This window comes from Bauldia sp. (genome assembly GCA_037200845.1).
Taxonomy (GTDB): Bacteria; Pseudomonadota; Alphaproteobacteria; order Rhizobiales; family Kaistiaceae; genus DASZQY01.
This window is the reverse complement of record JBBCGQ010000001.1, coordinates 725,334-739,964: the sequence shown is the minus strand read 5'-3', so window position 1 is coordinate 739,964 and position 14,631 is coordinate 725,334. Positions and strand designations below refer to the sequence as shown.

Annotated in this window: 14 protein-coding genes; 7 read left to right on the top strand and 7 right to left on the bottom strand. The window is 67.7% G+C overall.

What is annotated here, in order from left to right; translation table 11 throughout:
• Positions 1 to 23 precede the first annotated feature (23 nt).
• Both rhaI and WDM94_03600 read right to left on the bottom strand, forming a co-directional pair.
• Positions 24 to 1,319: an L-rhamnose catabolism isomerase gene (gene rhaI / locus WDM94_03605; protein MEJ0011711.1), complete on the bottom strand. Its 1,296-nt coding sequence runs from the start codon at positions 1,317 to 1,319 to the stop codon at positions 24 to 26.
• A gap of 25 nt (positions 1,320 to 1,344) precedes the next feature.
• Entirely contained in the window at positions 1,345 to 3,438 is a 2,094-nt protein-coding gene (locus WDM94_03600; protein MEJ0011710.1) for a bifunctional rhamnulose-1-phosphate aldolase/short-chain dehydrogenase, read from the bottom strand.
• A gap of 215 nt (positions 3,439 to 3,653) precedes the next feature.
• On the opposite strand from WDM94_03600, the gene WDM94_03595 reads away from it, so the two are divergent.
• The 7 genes from WDM94_03595 (at position 3,654) to WDM94_03565 (ending at position 10,809) form a co-directional block, all read left to right on the top strand.
• The gene (locus WDM94_03595) at positions 3,654 to 4,463 is read left to right on the top strand and encodes a DeoR/GlpR family DNA-binding transcription regulator (protein MEJ0011709.1); all 810 of its coding nucleotides are present in this window, start codon (positions 3,654 to 3,656) and stop codon (positions 4,461 to 4,463) included.
• Positions 4,464 to 4,519: 56 nt separating this feature from the next.
• Positions 4,520 to 5,515: a rhamnose ABC transporter substrate-binding protein gene (gene rhaS, locus WDM94_03590; protein ID MEJ0011708.1), complete on the top strand. Its 996-nt coding sequence runs from the start codon at positions 4,520 to 4,522 to the stop codon at positions 5,513 to 5,515.
• Between the two features lie 133 nt (positions 5,516 to 5,648).
• Entirely contained in the window at positions 5,649 to 7,160 is a 1,512-nt protein-coding gene (locus WDM94_03585) for a sugar ABC transporter ATP-binding protein (protein MEJ0011707.1), read from the top strand.
• Positions 7,160 to 8,128 (top strand): ABC transporter permease, encoded by a 969-nt coding sequence (locus tag WDM94_03580; GenBank protein ID MEJ0011706.1) that lies wholly within the window; start codon positions 7,160 to 7,162, stop codon positions 8,126 to 8,128. The genes WDM94_03585 and WDM94_03580 overlap by 1 nt, the downstream gene beginning before the upstream one ends.
• Positions 8,125 to 9,126, top strand: coding sequence for an ABC transporter permease (locus tag WDM94_03575; GenBank protein MEJ0011705.1), 1,002 nt, complete (start codon positions 8,125 to 8,127; stop codon positions 9,124 to 9,126). Before WDM94_03580 ends, WDM94_03575 begins: the two co-directional genes overlap by 4 nt.
• Entirely contained in the window at positions 9,126 to 9,440 is a 315-nt protein-coding gene (gene rhaM / locus WDM94_03570) for an L-rhamnose mutarotase (protein MEJ0011704.1), read from the top strand. The genes WDM94_03575 and rhaM overlap by 1 nt, the downstream gene beginning before the upstream one ends.
• A gap of 4 nt (positions 9,441 to 9,444) precedes the next feature.
• The gene (locus tag WDM94_03565) at positions 9,445 to 10,809 is read left to right on the top strand and encodes an FGGY family carbohydrate kinase (protein ID MEJ0011703.1); all 1,365 of its coding nucleotides are present in this window, start codon (positions 9,445 to 9,447) and stop codon (positions 10,807 to 10,809) included.
• Positions 10,810 to 11,111: 302 nt separating this feature from the next.
• On the opposite strand, the gene WDM94_03560 is transcribed toward WDM94_03565, so the two are convergent.
• The 5 genes from WDM94_03560 to WDM94_03540 form a co-directional block, all read right to left on the bottom strand.
• Positions 11,112 to 12,257, bottom strand: coding sequence for a helix-turn-helix transcriptional regulator (locus WDM94_03560; protein ID MEJ0011702.1), 1,146 nt, complete (start codon positions 12,255 to 12,257; stop codon positions 11,112 to 11,114).
• A 399-nt stretch (positions 12,258 to 12,656) separates the two neighbouring features.
• On the bottom strand, positions 12,657 to 13,268 hold the full coding sequence (locus WDM94_03555) for a hypothetical protein (protein MEJ0011701.1): 612 nt from the start codon (positions 13,266 to 13,268) through the stop codon (positions 12,657 to 12,659).
• Between the two features lie 312 nt (positions 13,269 to 13,580).
• Positions 13,581 to 13,811, bottom strand: a complete 231-nt coding sequence (locus WDM94_03550; protein MEJ0011700.1) for a hypothetical protein — start codon at positions 13,809 to 13,811, stop codon at positions 13,581 to 13,583.
• Positions 13,812 to 13,859: 48 nt separating this feature from the next.
• Positions 13,860 to 14,132, bottom strand: a complete 273-nt coding sequence (locus tag WDM94_03545) for a hypothetical protein (GenBank protein MEJ0011699.1) — start codon at positions 14,130 to 14,132, stop codon at positions 13,860 to 13,862.
• A gap of 3 nt (positions 14,133 to 14,135) precedes the next feature.
• Positions 14,136 to 14,564 carry a hypothetical protein gene (locus WDM94_03540; GenBank protein ID MEJ0011698.1) on the bottom strand — a complete coding sequence of 143 codons (429 nt, stop codon included), beginning with the start codon at positions 14,562 to 14,564 and terminating at the stop codon, positions 14,136 to 14,138.
• Positions 14,565 to 14,631: the final 67 nt, after the last annotated feature.

The following is a 14,631-nucleotide window of genomic DNA, read 5'->3' as shown; positions in this document are numbered from 1 at the left end:
AAGGACGGCCGAGGAGAGAAGCGTCAGACGATGCCTCCCGACGAGCCGCCGACCGCGGGCCGCTCCTTCCCGACCCTGGCGCGATATTTCGAGGCGCGGTAGGCGGCGACCGGATCGATGGCGCCGCCGGTGTCGGCGCGCGCCTTGGCCAGAATCGGCGCGACGTCGGTGGTGAACGCCTGCTTCAGCGCCTGCGTCGCCATCAGCGCGTCGTTCCGGTCCTGTAACTCGGCGAGCGCGGCACGGTCGACGAGCAGGGCCTGCGCGTAGGCGCGGCGGATCTCGCCGGCGCTGACGATCAGGCTTTCGATCGGGTCGGTGACGTTGTGCGACTGGTCGATCATGTACGCCGGCCGGAAGCCTTTCGCCTTGCGCTCGGCGGCATCGACCAGTTCGTTGAAGACGAGGAACAACTGGTACGGGTTGATCGACCCGGCATCGAGATCGTCGTCGCCGTATTTCGAATCGTTGAAGTGGAAGCCGGCGAGCTTCTTGAACTGGATCAGCCGCGCGACGATCATCTCGATGTTGACCGTCGGCGCATGGTGGCCGAGGTCGACAAGGCAGAATGCCTTCGGGCCCAACTCGCTCGCGGCGAGGTAGCTGGTGCCCCAGTCTTGGATGACGGTCGAGTAGAACGCCGGCTCGTAGAGCTTGTGCTCGATGAAGACGCGCCAGTCGGCCGGCAGCCTGGCGTATACCTGCTTCATCGCGTCGAGGTAGCGCTCGAAGGATTTGGTGAAATTCGACTGCCCCGGAAAATTCGAGCCGTCGCCGATCCACACCGTCAGCGCCTTGGAGCCGAGTTTCTCGCCGATCTCGATGCACTCGACGTTGTGCGCCACCGCCTGCTCGCGCACCGCGGCGTCGGCGTGCGACAGGCTGCCGAACTTGTAGCTGCGCTTCTGGCCGGGCGCGTCGGAGAAGGTGTTGGAGTTCATCGCGTCGAACGCGAGCCCCAGCTTCTCGCCCTTCTCGCGCAGGCCCTTCCAGTCCTTCACCTTGTCCCACGGGATGTGCAGCGACACCGTCGGCGTCGCGCGGCCAAGCTGGTTGATCACGGCGCAATCGTCGATCTTGTCGAAGATGTTGCGCGGCTCGCCCGGACCGGGAAAGCGCGCGAAGCGCGTGCCGCCGGTGCCGACGCCCCATGACGGGATGGCGACCGCGAACGCGGCGACGGTCTTGGTGATGCGATCGATGTCGATCTTGCGGCGCGCGAGCTGCTCGCCCAGCGCGGCGTAGTCCGCGGTCAGCGCCTTCTCGCGCTTGCGGTTGTCCTCGGCGATCAGGTTCTGGTCGATCGGGCCGGTCGCCATCGCATTCCCCCCAAGGCAGAAAAAGCTAGCGCGTGAAGCTCTGCGCGTTGCCGGCGTCGACGTTGATCATGTTGCCGGTCGACTTCGCGCTCATGTCCGAAGCCAGGAAGAAAATCGCCTCGGCGACGTCCTCGGGCAGCACGTTGCGCTTCAACAGGCTGCGCTGGCGGTAGTGCTCCTCGAGGTCGTCCGGCTTCATCTTGTACGCCGCGGCGCGCTGCTCGCGCCACTCGCCGGTCCAGATCTTGGAGCCGCGCAGCACCGCGTCCGGGTTGACGACGTTGACGCGGATGCCGTCCGCCGCGCCTTCCAGCGCCAAGCCGCGGGCAAGATGGATCTCCGCCGCCTTGGCCGTCGAGTACGCGGCGGCGTTGGGCGAAGCGGCGAGGCCGTTCTTGGAGGCGACGAAGACGATGGCGCCGCCGAGCTTCTGGCGCTTGAGCAGGCGGAAGGCTTCGCGCGACACGAGGAAATATCCCTTCACCAGGATATCCATGTTGCGGTTCCACATATCGAGGCCGGTGTCCTCGATCGGCGCCGACGACGAGATGCCGGCGTTCGACACGACGATGTCGATGCCGCCGTACTCGACGACAGAATCGACGAAGGCGCGGATGACGGCGTCCTCGCCGGTGACGTCCATATGCACGCCGCGAATGTTGTCCTTGCCGCTCGCCTTGGCGAAGCCGGCCTGCGTCTCTTCCAGCATCGCCTTGTCGACGTCGGCGATGACGACGCATGCGCCCTCGCTGAGCAGCCGCGCCGCGGCCGCGCGGCCGATGCCCGACGCGCCGCCGGTGATGAAGGCGATGCGGCCGGACAGCGACTTCGGCTTCGGCATGCGCTGCAGCTTCGCTTCCTCGAGCAGCCAGTACTCGATGTCGAAGGCTTCCTGCTCGGGCAGGCCGACGTAGGTGTCGACCGACGAGGCGCCGCGCATGACGTTGATGGCGTTGCGGTAGAACTCGCCGGCGATGCGCGCCGTCGCCTTGTCGTTGGCGAACGTGATCATGCCGACGCCGGGCACGAGATACACGACCGCGTTCGGGTCGCGCATCGCGGGACTGTCGGCGTGCTTGCAGCGTTCGTAATAGGCGGCGTAGTCGGCGCGATACGCGCTGACCGCGGCTTCCAGTCCGGCGATGGTCTTGTCGATGTCGCCGGCATAGTCGATCACCAGCGGACGGATCTTGGTGCGCAGGAAATGGTCCGGGCACGAGGTGCCAAGCGCCGCCAACTCCTTGAGCTGCTTGGAGTTTACGAATTCCAGCGCGGCCGGCGCGTCGTCGAAATTGCCGACCTTGTACTGCGGCTTGCCGATCAGGCCGCGGATCGCCGGCATCAGCTTCGCCGCCGCGGCGCGGCGCTTCTCCGGCGTCTCGGCAGTCACCGCGGCGCCGCCGAATGCGGGCTTCGCGCCCGCCTTGCCGGCGAGCCAGGTGATCGCCTTGTTGATAGTCGCGATGGTCGTCTCGTAGCAGGTGCGCGGATCGTTATCCCAGGTGAAGAGGCCGTGGCTTTCGAGCACGACACCGATCGCCTTCGGATTCTCGCGCGCGAATTTTTCGAGCATCAGGCCGAGTTCGAATCCCGGACGGCGCCACGGCAGCCAGCCGATCGAGTCGCCGTACACTTCCTTGGTCAGCGCGCGCGAGTTGGTCGTCGCCGCGATCGCGATCACCGCGTCGGGATGCATGTGGTCGACGTGCTTGTAGGGCAGGAAGCCGTGCAGCGGCGTGTCGATCGATGCGGCGCGCGGATTGAGATTGAAGGTGCAGTGCGGCAGGAGGCCGACCATCTCGTCCTCGTGCGCCGGCCCGCGGTAGAGCTTCTTCAGCCCCTCCAGCTTGCCCTGATAGAGCGTCGAAAATCCGTCGAGCTTCATCGAGCCGAGATCGCCGCCCGATCCCTTTACCCACAGCACCTCGACCGGCTGGCCCGAAAGCGGATCGCGCTCCATCAGCTTCGCCGACGTATTGCCGCCGCCGAAATTGGTGATGCGGAGATCGGAGCCGAGCAGGTTGGAGCGATAGAGCAGAAGCTCCGGCGGCGTCAGAGTCGATGCGTGGCGCTCGTCCCAGCGGCTCGAAAGAAGCGGACTGTCGACTGGTGCGGTCATGATGCCGAAAGGTTGTAGCGGAGGCGGCGGCCGGGCGCCCGGCGGCTTCTGCGGGCATTGATCCCGCAAAGCACCGCTGCTTGTCAATCAAAAGCGATCGCGTCTGAGCGTATATGCGACGCAATATGAAGTATTGCGATGCAATATAATCGGAAATGATTGTTTTTGATTGACTCAACCAAGGATACTTGGTGATCTCGGCATCGGGAGAATTCATGCACGAGATCGAACGCCAGCGGATCATCCTCGGCGAAGTGGCCGAGCGGCCGGTCGTCACGGTGACGCAACTCGTCGAGCTGACGGGCGCGTCCGAGGCGACCATCCGCCGCGACATCGGCGCGCTGCATGTCGCCGGCCGCCTGCGCCGCGTGCGCGGCGGCGCCGAGGCGCTGCACCCGCCGCAGACGGTCGGCCTCGCCGGTCGCCCCTTCTCGGTCAACGAAGGCGTCAACGTCGAGAAGAAGCGCGCCATCGCCGCCGCGGCCGTGGCGCTCTGCGAGGACGGCGAGTCGATCATCATCAACGGCGGCACGACGACGTTCCAGATGGTGCATCATCTCGCGCGCCGGCGGATGCAGATCCTCACCAACTCGTTCCCGATTGCCGAGCACCTGCTGCACAATTCTAAGAACACGATCACGCTGCCCGGCGGCTCGATCTACCGCGAGCAGAACATCGTGCTGTCGCCGTTCGAGAACGACGTGACGCGCAACTTCTATGCGCGCCGCATGTTCATGAGCGCGCAGGGCGTCAGCCCGATCGGCGTCATGGAAGCCGACCCGCTGCTCATCCAGGCCGAGCAGAAGCTGATCAACCAGGCCGAGGAGCTCGTGCTGCTGCTCGACTCGTCGAAGTTCGCCGGCCGCTCCAGTTTGATCCTCTGCCCGCTCGAACGCGTCCACACCATCATCACCGACGACGGCGTCTCGCCGCGCGATGCCAAGATGGTCGAGCAATCCGGAATCCGTCTCATCGTCGCCGCCGAAGAAGCGGCCGCCGGGGAGGCGTCGACATCGGCTGCGTGAGGCACGCCGAACCACACGACAGGTACTCGCGTAACCCAATGGGAGGAATGAAGAAAATGAAGTTTCTGAAGTCTCTGGCGATCGGCAGCGCTCTGGCGCTCGCCTTCGCCGTAAGCCCGGCCTCGGCCGCCAACGTCAAGATCGCGCTGCTCGTCAAGAATCTCGGCAACGGCTTCTTCGACGCCGCTGCCAAGGGCGCCAACGAAGCCGCCAAGGAACTCGGCAACGTCGACATCATCTACACCGGTCCGGCGAAGCCCACTCCGGAAGGCCAGATCGACATCATCAACCAGCTCGTGGCGCAGGGCGTCAACGCGATCGCGGTTTCGGCGAACGACGCCGACGCGCTCGTGCCGGCCCTGAAGAAGGCGATGGAACGCGGCGTCACCGTCATCTCCTTCGACTCCGGCGTCTCCAAGGACGGCCGCCAGATGAACCTGCTCGCCTCGGCGACGCAGCTCATCGGCGACCAGAACCTCAAGATGGCGTCCGACCTGCTCAACGGCCAGAAGGGCGACGTCGCCATTCTCTCCGCCTCGTCGACCGCCACCAACCAGAACGCCTGGATCGAAGTGATGAAGAAGGACGCCGGGATGTTCCCGAACGTCAATCTCGTCGACACCGTCTACGGCGACGACAACGACGACAAGAGCCTCGCGGAAGCGAAGGGCCTGATCCAGAAGTATCCGAACCTCAAGGTCATCATCGCCCCGACCACCGTCGGCATCCGCCAGGCGTCGGTCGTGGTCGAAGACCAGAAGCTGGTCGGCAAGGTGTTCGTCACCGGCCTCGGCCTGCCGTCGGAAATGATCACCCACGTCAAGTCGGGCGCCTCGCCGTCCTTCGCGCTGTGGAACCCGATCGACCTCGGCTATGCCGCGACGACGATCGCCTACAACCTCGCCACCAAGAAGGAAACGGCGACGGCCGGCGGCGAGCTGTCGATGGGCAAGCTCGGCAAGGTGAAGCTGGACGACGACCTGTCGGGCCCGATGGCCCCGCCGTTCGTGTTCAACGCGTCGAACATCGACGAGTTCTCGAAGGTCTACTAGGCCTCCTCCCAGGGCCTCCGGGGGAGGCGGTCTCGGCCGCCTCCCTTTTTCTTTCCGACGACGTATCATTGTCGTTCCGGGTCCCGTGGCGGATGTCCCACGGCGTGGCTGGCGAACGACTTCGGAGCCTCCGTTGACCTCTGCTGTTCCCGCTCTCGAAGCCGTCGGCATCTCCAAATCCTTTCCCGGCGTGAAAGCGCTGGAGGGCGTTGAGCTGCGGCTCTATCCGGGCACCGTCACGGCGCTGATCGGCGAGAACGGCGCCGGCAAGTCGACGCTGGTCAAGATTCTGACCGGCGTCTACACGCCGGACGCGGGCACCATTGCCCTCGACGGCAGGCCGATCCTCATCCCCGACGCCGAAAGCGCGTTCCGCCAGGGCATCACCGCGACGCACCAGGAGACGGTGCTGTTCGACGAGCTGACGGTGACCGAAAACATCTTCCTCGGCCATCCGATCGCCGGCCGCTTCGGCCTGCTCGACTGGAAGGCGATGCGCACGCGCACGCGCGAGATTCTCGCGGAGCTAGAGGTCGAGCTCGATCCCGACATGCGGCTCCGCGATCTCGCGATCGCGCGCAAGCACCTCGTCGCCATCGCCCGCGCGCTGTCGATCGACGCGCGCATCGTCATCATGGACGAGCCGACCGCCTCGCTGTCGCACAAGGAAGTCGAGGAGCTCTACGCCATCGTCGGCAAGCTGAAGCGCGAAGGAAAGGCGATCCTTTTCATCAGCCACAAGTTCGAGGAAATCTTCCGCATCGCCGACGAATACGCCGTCTTCCGCGACGGCCGCTCGGTCGGCTCCGGCGTCGTCTCCGAAGCCACGCCCTCGCGCCTCATCTCGCTGATGGTCGGCCGCACGGTCGATCATGTCTTCCCGAAGGTGACGGTGCCTCTCGGCGAGACGGTGTTCTCGGTCGCCGGCCTGTCGCACCCGACCGAGTTTGCGGACATCAGCTTCGATCTCCGCCGCGGCGAGATCCTCGGCTTCTACGGCCTCGTCGGCTCCGGCCGCAGCGAGATCATGCAGGCCCTGTTCGGCGTGACGCGCCCCTCGGCCGGCCGGATATCGCTGGGCGGCAAGGAAATCAGCATCCGCAAGCCCGCCGATGCGGTCGATGCCGGCATCGTCTACGTGCCGGAGGAGCGCCAGCGGCAGGGCGCCATCCTCGCGCTGCCGGTGTTCGAGAACATCACCCTGCCCTCGCTCCACCGCGTCACCAAGCGCGGCTTCCTCGATCTCGCGCGCGAGTTCGATCTCGCCCGCAAATATTCCGCGCGCCTCGATCTCCGCGCCTCGAGCCTCAGCCAGGAGGTCGGTACGCTGTCGGGCGGCAACCAGCAGAAGGTCGTGATCGGCAAGTGGCTGGCGACCGAGCCGCGCGTCATCATTCTCGACGAGCCGACCAAGGGCATCGACGTCGGCTCCAAGGCCGCCGTGCACGCCTTCATGGGCGAGTTGGTGGCGCAGGGCCTTGCCGTCATCATGGTTTCTTCCGAGCTGCCGGAAATCCTCGGCATGTCGGACCGCGTCATCGTCATGCGCGAGGGCCGCGTCGCCGGCGTGTTCGACCGCGCCGGGCTGACGGCGGAGACGCTGGTCGCCGCGGCGACCGGCAACGTCGCGGCAGAGGCTGCCTGATGCGCCCCAACCGCGATATCCTGTTCGGCGCCGTCGTCTTCGTTCTCATCGCGGTGGTCGGTTTCATCCGGCCGAGCTTCGTCTGGCCGCAGAATCTCGCCGGCCTGTTCAACGACACGTCGGTTCTGATCATGCTGGCGCTGGCGCAGATGACCGTGATCCTCACCAAGTGCATCGACCTGTCGGTCGCCGCCAACATCGCGCTCACCGGCGTGCTGGTCGCGCTGGTCAACGCGGCTTTCCCCGGCGTCCCCGTCCCGCTGATCATGCTGCTCGCCGCTGGCATCGGGCTCGTGCTCGGCGCCTTCAACGGCGCCATGGTCTGGCTGGTCGGCATCCCGTCGATCGTCGTCACGCTCGGCACGCTGTCGATCTATCGCGGCCTCGCCTTCGTCGCCTCGGGCGGCACGTCGATCGTCGGCCACCAGATGAGCCCGGAGTTCCTCGCATTGCCGCGTGCCGAATTCCTCGGTCTGCCGATGATGTCGTGGTTCGCCATCGTCGTCATCGCGATCTTCGCGGTCGCTATCCGCGGGACGCGCACCGGCCGTGCCTTCTACGCCGCCGGCGGCAACCCGACCGCGGCGGTCTACACCGGCATCGACGTCGGGCGCACGCAGTTCATCGCGTTCTGCGTCTCGGGTACGGTCGCCGGCTTCTGCGGCTACCTGTGGGCGACGCGCTTCTCGATCGCCAACGTCGACATGGCGAACGGCTTCGAGCTCGACGTGATCGCGTCGTGCGTCATCGGCGGCGTCTCGATTTCCGGCGGCATCGGCACCGTTGCCGGCGCGGTGCTCGGCGCCATCTTCTTCGGCGTCGTGCGCAACGCGCTGCCGGTCGTCTACATCTCGCCGTTCTGGCAGCTCGCCGTCTCGGGCGCCGCAATCCTTGCCGCGGTCATCGTCAACTCCGGCCGCGAGAAGCGCGCCGGCCGCCTCATCCTGAAAGAGGCGGCGTCGGCATGAGCGACAGCGCGCCCGCCATTCGCAACATCCCGGATCGCATCGCCACCGGCGGCTGGTGGAGGCGCTGGGAGGTCATCCTGTTCGCGGTGGCAGTAGCGATCTTCGCCTACAATTCGCTCGCCTCGCCGTACTTCCTCAACGCCTTCAACCTCTCCGACGCGACCTTCAATTTCACCGAGAAGGCGCCGATCGCCTTCGCCATGGCGTTCCTGATCATCGCGGGCGAGATCGACCTGTCGGTCGCCTCGATCATCGCGATTTCCTCCACGGCAATGGGCGCTGCCGCCACCGCGGGCGCCGGGCCGGCGGTGCTGGTCGTCATCGGCCTTGCCGTCGGCGTCATCGCCGGCGCGTTCAACGGCTTCATCGTCACCTGGTTCCGAATCCCGTCGATCGTCGTCACCATCGGCACGATGAGCCTGTTCCGCGGCATCTCGTACGTCGTGCTCGGCGATCAGGTGTACCGGAAATATCCGGCGGGCTTTGACTTTTTCGGCCAGGGCTACGTCTACTGGGTGTTCTCGTTCGAGTTCGTGCTGTTCCTGGTTCTGGCGGCGATCTTCGCCGTGGTGCTCCACCTCACCACCTTCGGCCGCCGGGTCTACGCCATCGGCAACAATCCCGTCGCCGCACAATTCTCCGGCGTGCGCGTCAACCGAATCCGATTCTTCCTGTTCATGCTCACCGGCCTGATGAGCGGCGTCGCTTCGGTGCTGCTCACCTCGCGGATCGCCTCAACACGGCCCACCATCGCCACCGGCTTCGAGCTCGAGGTGGTCACCATGGTCGTGCTCGGCGGCGTCAATATCCTCGGCGGCTCGGGCACCATCGTCGGCGTCGTCATCGCCGCGTTCGTCATGGGGCTGCTGACGTTCGGCTTCGGGCTGTTCAACGTGCCCGGCATCGTCCAGTCGATCTTCATCGGCGGCCTGCTTATCGGCGTCATCGCGCTGCCCATCGTCGCGGGCAAGATTTCGCGGCGCTGGAGGGCGGCGTGATGCAGAAGTATGCCTTCCGCATGCAGCTCAACCCCGGCATGGAGGCCGAGTACAAGCGCCGCCACGACGCGATCTGGCCGGAGCTGTCCGCGCTGCTGAAGGATGCCGGCGTGTCGGACTACTCGATCCATCTCGATCGCGAGAGCAACGCGCTGTTCGCGGTGCTGTGGCGCACCGACGACCACACGATGGACGACCTGCCCAGCCATCCGGTCATGCAGCGCTGGTGGGCGCACATGGCCGACATCATGGCGGTGAAGCCGGACAACGAGCCGATCGCCGTGCCGCTCGTCACCGTCTTTCACATGGAGTGAGGGCGTGGCGACCGCCGTCATCGACATCGGCAAGTCCAACGCCAAGCTGGCGCTGGTCGCCGACAACGGCGCGACGCTGCGCATCCTCACCACCGCCAACGCCGTCCTCCACGATGGCCCGTATCCGCACTACGACGTCGACGGCCTGTGGCGCTGGATACTCGCCGGGCTGCGCGACTTCACCGCCCTGGCGGACGTCGCGACCGTCTCGATCACGACGCACGGCGCCTGCTTCGCACTGCTCGCCGGCGACGCACTGGCGCTGCCGGTGCTCGATTACGAACACGACGGGCCGGAGAGTCTGCGCGCGGACTACACCAGGGCGCGCGGCGAATTTTCCGAGACGCTGTCGCCGGACCTGCCCAACGGGCTGAACGCGGGCCGCCAGATTTACTGGCAGAGCCGCACGTTCCCGACCGAGTTCGCCAAGGTCGATGCGATCCTGCCCTACCCGCAATACTGGGCGTGGCGATTGACCGGCGCCAAGGCTGCGGAGGTGACGTCGCTCGGCTGCCACACCGACCTGTGGAATCCGGGCGCCCGCGCGTATTCGCGGCTGGCAGAGCGCGAGGGCTGGAGCGAACTGTTCCCGCCGCTCGCCAACGCGTGGGATGTCGTCGGCACGATCCTGCCCGCGGTCGCTACGGCGACCGGGCTCGCGCTAGCCACGCGCGTCGTCGCCGGCATCCACGATTCCAACGCCAGTTTATGGCCGCATCTTCTCGCGCGGCCGCAGCCGTTTGCCGTCCTCTCCACCGGCACGTGGATGGTGGTGTTCGCGCCGGGCGGCAGCCTCGCCGGCCTCGACCCCGAGCGCGACTGCCTCGCCAACGTCGATCCGCTCGGCCGCGCCGTGCCGTCGGCGCGGTTCATGGCGGGGCGCGAGTTCGAGATCGTCGCCGGGCACGACGGCAAGGCCGCCTCCCCGTCGTCCGACGACGTCGCCCGGGTCGTGCGCGACGGCATCATGGCGCTGCCTACCTTCGTGCCGGGCACCGGACCGTTTCCGGATGGCGACGGCCGCTGGTCGCACGACGCCGCGCATCTGTCGCCCGGCGAGCGCGCCGCGGTCGCCAGCCTCTACGCCGCGCTGATGGCCGAGACCTGCCTGGCGCTTGCCGGCGCGGAGGGCCCGGTGATTGTCGAGGGGCCGTTCGCGCGCAACACGCTCTTCCTCGCGGCACTGGCGCAGCGAACCGGCCGCCCGGCGATCGGCCACGAAGATTCGACCGGCACGATCCACGGCGCCGCGATCCTCGCGGAAGGCGCGCGGCCGGCGCACGCGCCGATCAAGGACCCGCCGGCGACGCCTGCGCTGGCGATTGACCTCGATGCCTACGCGCGCCTGTGGGGCTCGCAGCTCCGTTAGATGGAATCACGATCCGCGCGCACGCCGATGCGCCGGAATGACGCCGATCTCGCGCCGTGGCTCGCGGATCAGACGCCGACGTAGCGGGCGAGGATGTCCGGTGAAGCCTTGAGGTCGGCGCTGGTGCCGTCGACGGCGACGTGGCCGTTGTTGAGGATATAGGCGCGGGACGCGATCGACAGCGCAGCGGCGAGGTTCTGCTCGACGATGATGATGATGGTCCGGCCTTCCGCCGCCAGCCGCTCGCAGACGGCGAGCAGGTCGCGGACGATGATCGCGCCAGCCCCTCGGACTGAGCCCGGCTATATCGGCGGCGACATCGCGTTGGCGAGGCGGACCAGATCCACCTGTCGGCTGCAGCCGGTCTTGTTGAACAGGCTGAGCACGTGGCTCTTGACCGTGCTGCCGGCGACGCCGAGCGTGTTGCTCATTTCGCGCTGTGTCTGGCCGGCGACGATCAGCTCGAAAATCCGCGCCTCGGCGGGCGTCAGATCGTAGAGCAGGGCAAGGGCATCCTTCGGCAGCGGCGCCGCGCCCAGCGCCGGGGCGACGAAGACCGCGGCCACCGCGCGCTGCGCCAGCCCGCGCCGCATCGCGCCGCGATTGAGCGGCAGCACGTGCAGGACGCGCGCGCTGCCGTCCGACCGGCGCGCCGGAATGCCGATGCCGCCCTGCCCGATGGAAACATCGTTGCTTGCCGCCTGCGCCACGGCGCGGCGGAGGGCGGCGTTCGACGCGTTCTGCCCCACCGAGAGAGTGCCCCTGGTCGATTGCACAGGGTCGCGTTCGGTAAGCATGCGCCCGGCGACGGCGTTGGCGTGCACGATCGCGAGGTTCGCATCGACGAGGAACACGCCGAAGGTCGAGGCGTCGAGCACCGAGGCGAAGGTCGCCGCCTCGATCGCCTTCATATCGAACAGGTTGCTGATCGCGAGGGCGCGGCCGATGTGCGGCGCCAGCGTGCGCAAGCCGTCCACGATCCAGGCCTCGGTGAGAAAGCCGGCGGACCGGTGCCGGTTCATGCCGAGGTTGGCGATCATGGATCCGTCGTTCGCCAGGTTGATCGCGACCGCGTCGAGGTACCCCTGGGGCTCCCCCCATTCGCGGAGGTAGCGGTTATCCAGCACCGATGCGCGAACGATGGCCTGGGAGTGGACTATCGGCTCGTCGAGCGGAAATTGCTTGATCCGTTCCAGCCCGCCCCAGAGCTGGGTGATCTCAGGAGCCATCGTCATGGCCATCGCCACCATCTCGGGAGCGATGCCCGTATAGGCAAGGCACGCGACCTCCAAACCGGGCAGCCGCACGACCGCCAGAATGGCGCTGGCGAAGCCGAAATCCGTGCAGATCTCGGCCAAAACCGATGGCCACATTCCCGGATCGAGAATGCAGTCATAAATGTTGCCGATGAGTTCGGAGAGGCTCTTGACGGGGCCCGGGGCGTCCATCTTCTCGCTACTCGCTCAAGGCCTCCCCCGGAACCTTATCAACTGGCGTTTGCATATCCAATGCCAGCCGCACGAGGCGGCGGCCGGCAGGCGGGAGCCCATGACCCGCCTTCCACCAAACGGTGGATGACAGACTTCCCCATGCCGTTTCTTTACTGGCGGCTAACCATCCGGCCTGACGCGGTCGGCGATGGGCAACCGGCAGGTGTGTTTGGTGTCCTTGTCAGCCAGGTTAGCGGCAGCGTTGCTTGCCGGCGCGCTCGCCACCCCGGTGGCAATCGCCCACGCGGCGCCGCAATGCGGAGCCGGCAAGACGGCGAACGCATCGGTAGGCGGCGCCTACTGCGCGGCGCATCCGGGCAGCGGCTTTTGCGCGAGCTGCGTGATCGATATCGCCAACTACAGCTCGTCGTCGGACAATTCGCCGCCACCGCCGCCGCCGTGCGACCCGCAGCAGCCCGGCGCGGCCTGCGCACCGGGCTCGTCCGGGCAGCCTTCCTCCGGAGGAGCGGCCAGTAGCAGCGGCGGCGCAAGCAGCAGCGGCGACAACGGCGCAAGCAGTGGCACTAATCCGACTGCGAGCAGCAGCGGGCAGAACGGCGCCAGCAGCAGTGGCGCCAGCAGCAGCGGCGGTGTGGCGAGCAGCGCCGGCCAGGCTTCCTCGAGCGGCGGCGCATCAAGCAGCGGGGCAGGCAACGGCGACGACAACGGCGCCAGCAGCAGTGGCGGAGCCAGCAGCAGCGGCGACAACGGCGCAAGCAGCAGTGGCGGAGCCAGCAGCAGCGGCGACAACGGCGCAAGCAGTGGCACTAATCCGACTGCGAGCAGCAGCGGGCAGAACGGCGCCAGCAGCAGTGGCGCGAGCAGCAGCGGCGGTGTGGCGAGCAGCGCCGGCCAGGCTTCCTCGAGCGGCGGCGCATCAAGCAGCGGGGCAGGCAACGGCGACGACAACGGCGCCAGCAGCAGTGGCGGAGCCAGCAGCAGCGGCGACAACGGCGCAAGCAGTGGCACTAATCCGACTGCGAGCAGCAGCGGGCAGAACGGCGCCAGCAGCAGTGGCGCGAGCAGCAGCGGCGGTGTGGCGAGCAGCGCCGGTCAGGCCTCCTCCAGCGGCGGCGCATCAAGCAGCGGGGCAGGCAACGGCGACGACAACGGCGCCAGCAGCGGCAGCAATCCGACCGCCAGCAGCAGCGGCGCGAGCAGCAGCGGCGGCGGGGCGAGCAGCGCCGGCCAGGCTTCCTCCAGTGGCGGCGCATCAAGCAGCGGGGCAGGCAGCGGCGACGACGACGGCGCCGGCAGCGGCGGTGGGGCGAGCAGCGCCGGTCAGGCTTCCTCGAGCGGCGGCGCCTCGGGCCAGACGTCTTCGAGCAGCGGCAGCGAGTCCAGTAGCGGCAGCAATCCGGCCACCAGCAGCAGTGGCGCGAGCAGCAGCGGCGGTGTGGCGAGCAGCGCCGGCCAGGCTTCCTCGAGCGGCGGCGCATCCGGCCAGACGTCTTCGAGCAGCGGCAGCGAGTCCAGCAGCGGCAGCAATCCCGACGCCAGCGGCGGCACCACCAGCAGCAGCGGCGCGAGCAGCAGCGGCGGTGGGGCGAGTAGCGCCGGTCAGGCATCCTCGAGCGGCGGTGCCTCGGGCCAGACGTCTTCGAGCAGCGGCAGCGAGTCCAGCAGCGGCAGCAATCCCGACACCAGCGGCGGCACCACCAGCAGCAGCGGCGCGAGTAGCAGCGGCGGTGCCTCGGGGCAGACGTCTTCGAGCAGCGGCAGCGAGTCCAGTAGCGGCAGCAATCCCGACACCAGCGGCGGCACCACCAGCAGCAGCGGCGCGAGCAGCAGCGGCGGCGCCTCGGGCCAGACGTCTTCGAGCAGCGGCAGCAACGGTCAGAGCAGCGGCTCCAGCGGCCAGACCAGCAGCAGCAGCGGTGCCGGTGCGAGTTCGTCCGGGGCCGCGAGCGGCGGAGACGACCAAGGCAGCAGTGGCGGCGAGCCAACCGACAACCCCGGCTCCAGCGGCAGCAACGGCCAGAGCAGCGGTTCCAGCGGCCAGACCAGCAGCAGCAGCGGCGCCGGTGCGAGTTCCTCCGGGGCCGCGAGCGGCGGGGACGACCAAGGCAGCAGCGGCGGCGAGCCAACCGACAACCCCGGCTCCAGCGGCACCAACGGCCAGAGCAGTGGCTCCAGCGGCCAGACCAGCAGCAGCAGCGGTGCCGGTGCGAGTTCGTCCGGGGCCGCGAGCGGCGGGGACGACCAAGGCAGCAGCGGCGGCGAGCCAACCGACAACCCGGGCTCAAGCGGCAGCAGCGGCAGCAACGGTCAGAGCAGCGGCTCCAGCGGCCAGACCAGCAGCAGCAGCGGCGCGGGTTCCTCCGGGGCCGCG

Excerpts from the sequence above, each read along its gene's own strand:
- WDM94_03595 (MEJ0011709.1), top strand. The coding sequence starts at position 3,654 with ATGCACGAGATCGAACGCCAGCGGATCATCCTCGGCGAAGTGGCCGAG.
- rhaS (MEJ0011708.1), top strand. The coding sequence starts at position 4,520 with ATGAAGTTTCTGAAGTCTCTGGCGATCGGCAGCGCTCTGGCGCTCGCC.
- rhaM (MEJ0011704.1), top strand. The coding sequence starts at position 9,126 with ATGCAGAAGTATGCCTTCCGCATGCAGCTCAACCCCGGCATGGAGGCC.
- WDM94_03575 (MEJ0011705.1), top strand. The coding sequence starts at position 8,125 with ATGAGCGACAGCGCGCCCGCCATTCGCAACATCCCGGATCGCATCGCC.
- WDM94_03580 (MEJ0011706.1), top strand. The coding sequence starts at position 7,160 with ATGCGCCCCAACCGCGATATCCTGTTCGGCGCCGTCGTCTTCGTTCTC.
- WDM94_03560 (MEJ0011702.1), bottom strand. The coding sequence starts at position 12,257 with ATGGACGCCCCGGGCCCCGTCAAGAGCCTCTCCGAACTCATCGGCAAC.
- rhaI (MEJ0011711.1), bottom strand. The coding sequence starts at position 1,319 with ATGGCGACCGGCCCGATCGACCAGAACCTGATCGCCGAGGACAACCGC.
- WDM94_03600 (MEJ0011710.1), bottom strand. The coding sequence starts at position 3,438 with ATGACCGCACCAGTCGACAGTCCGCTTCTTTCGAGCCGCTGGGACGAG.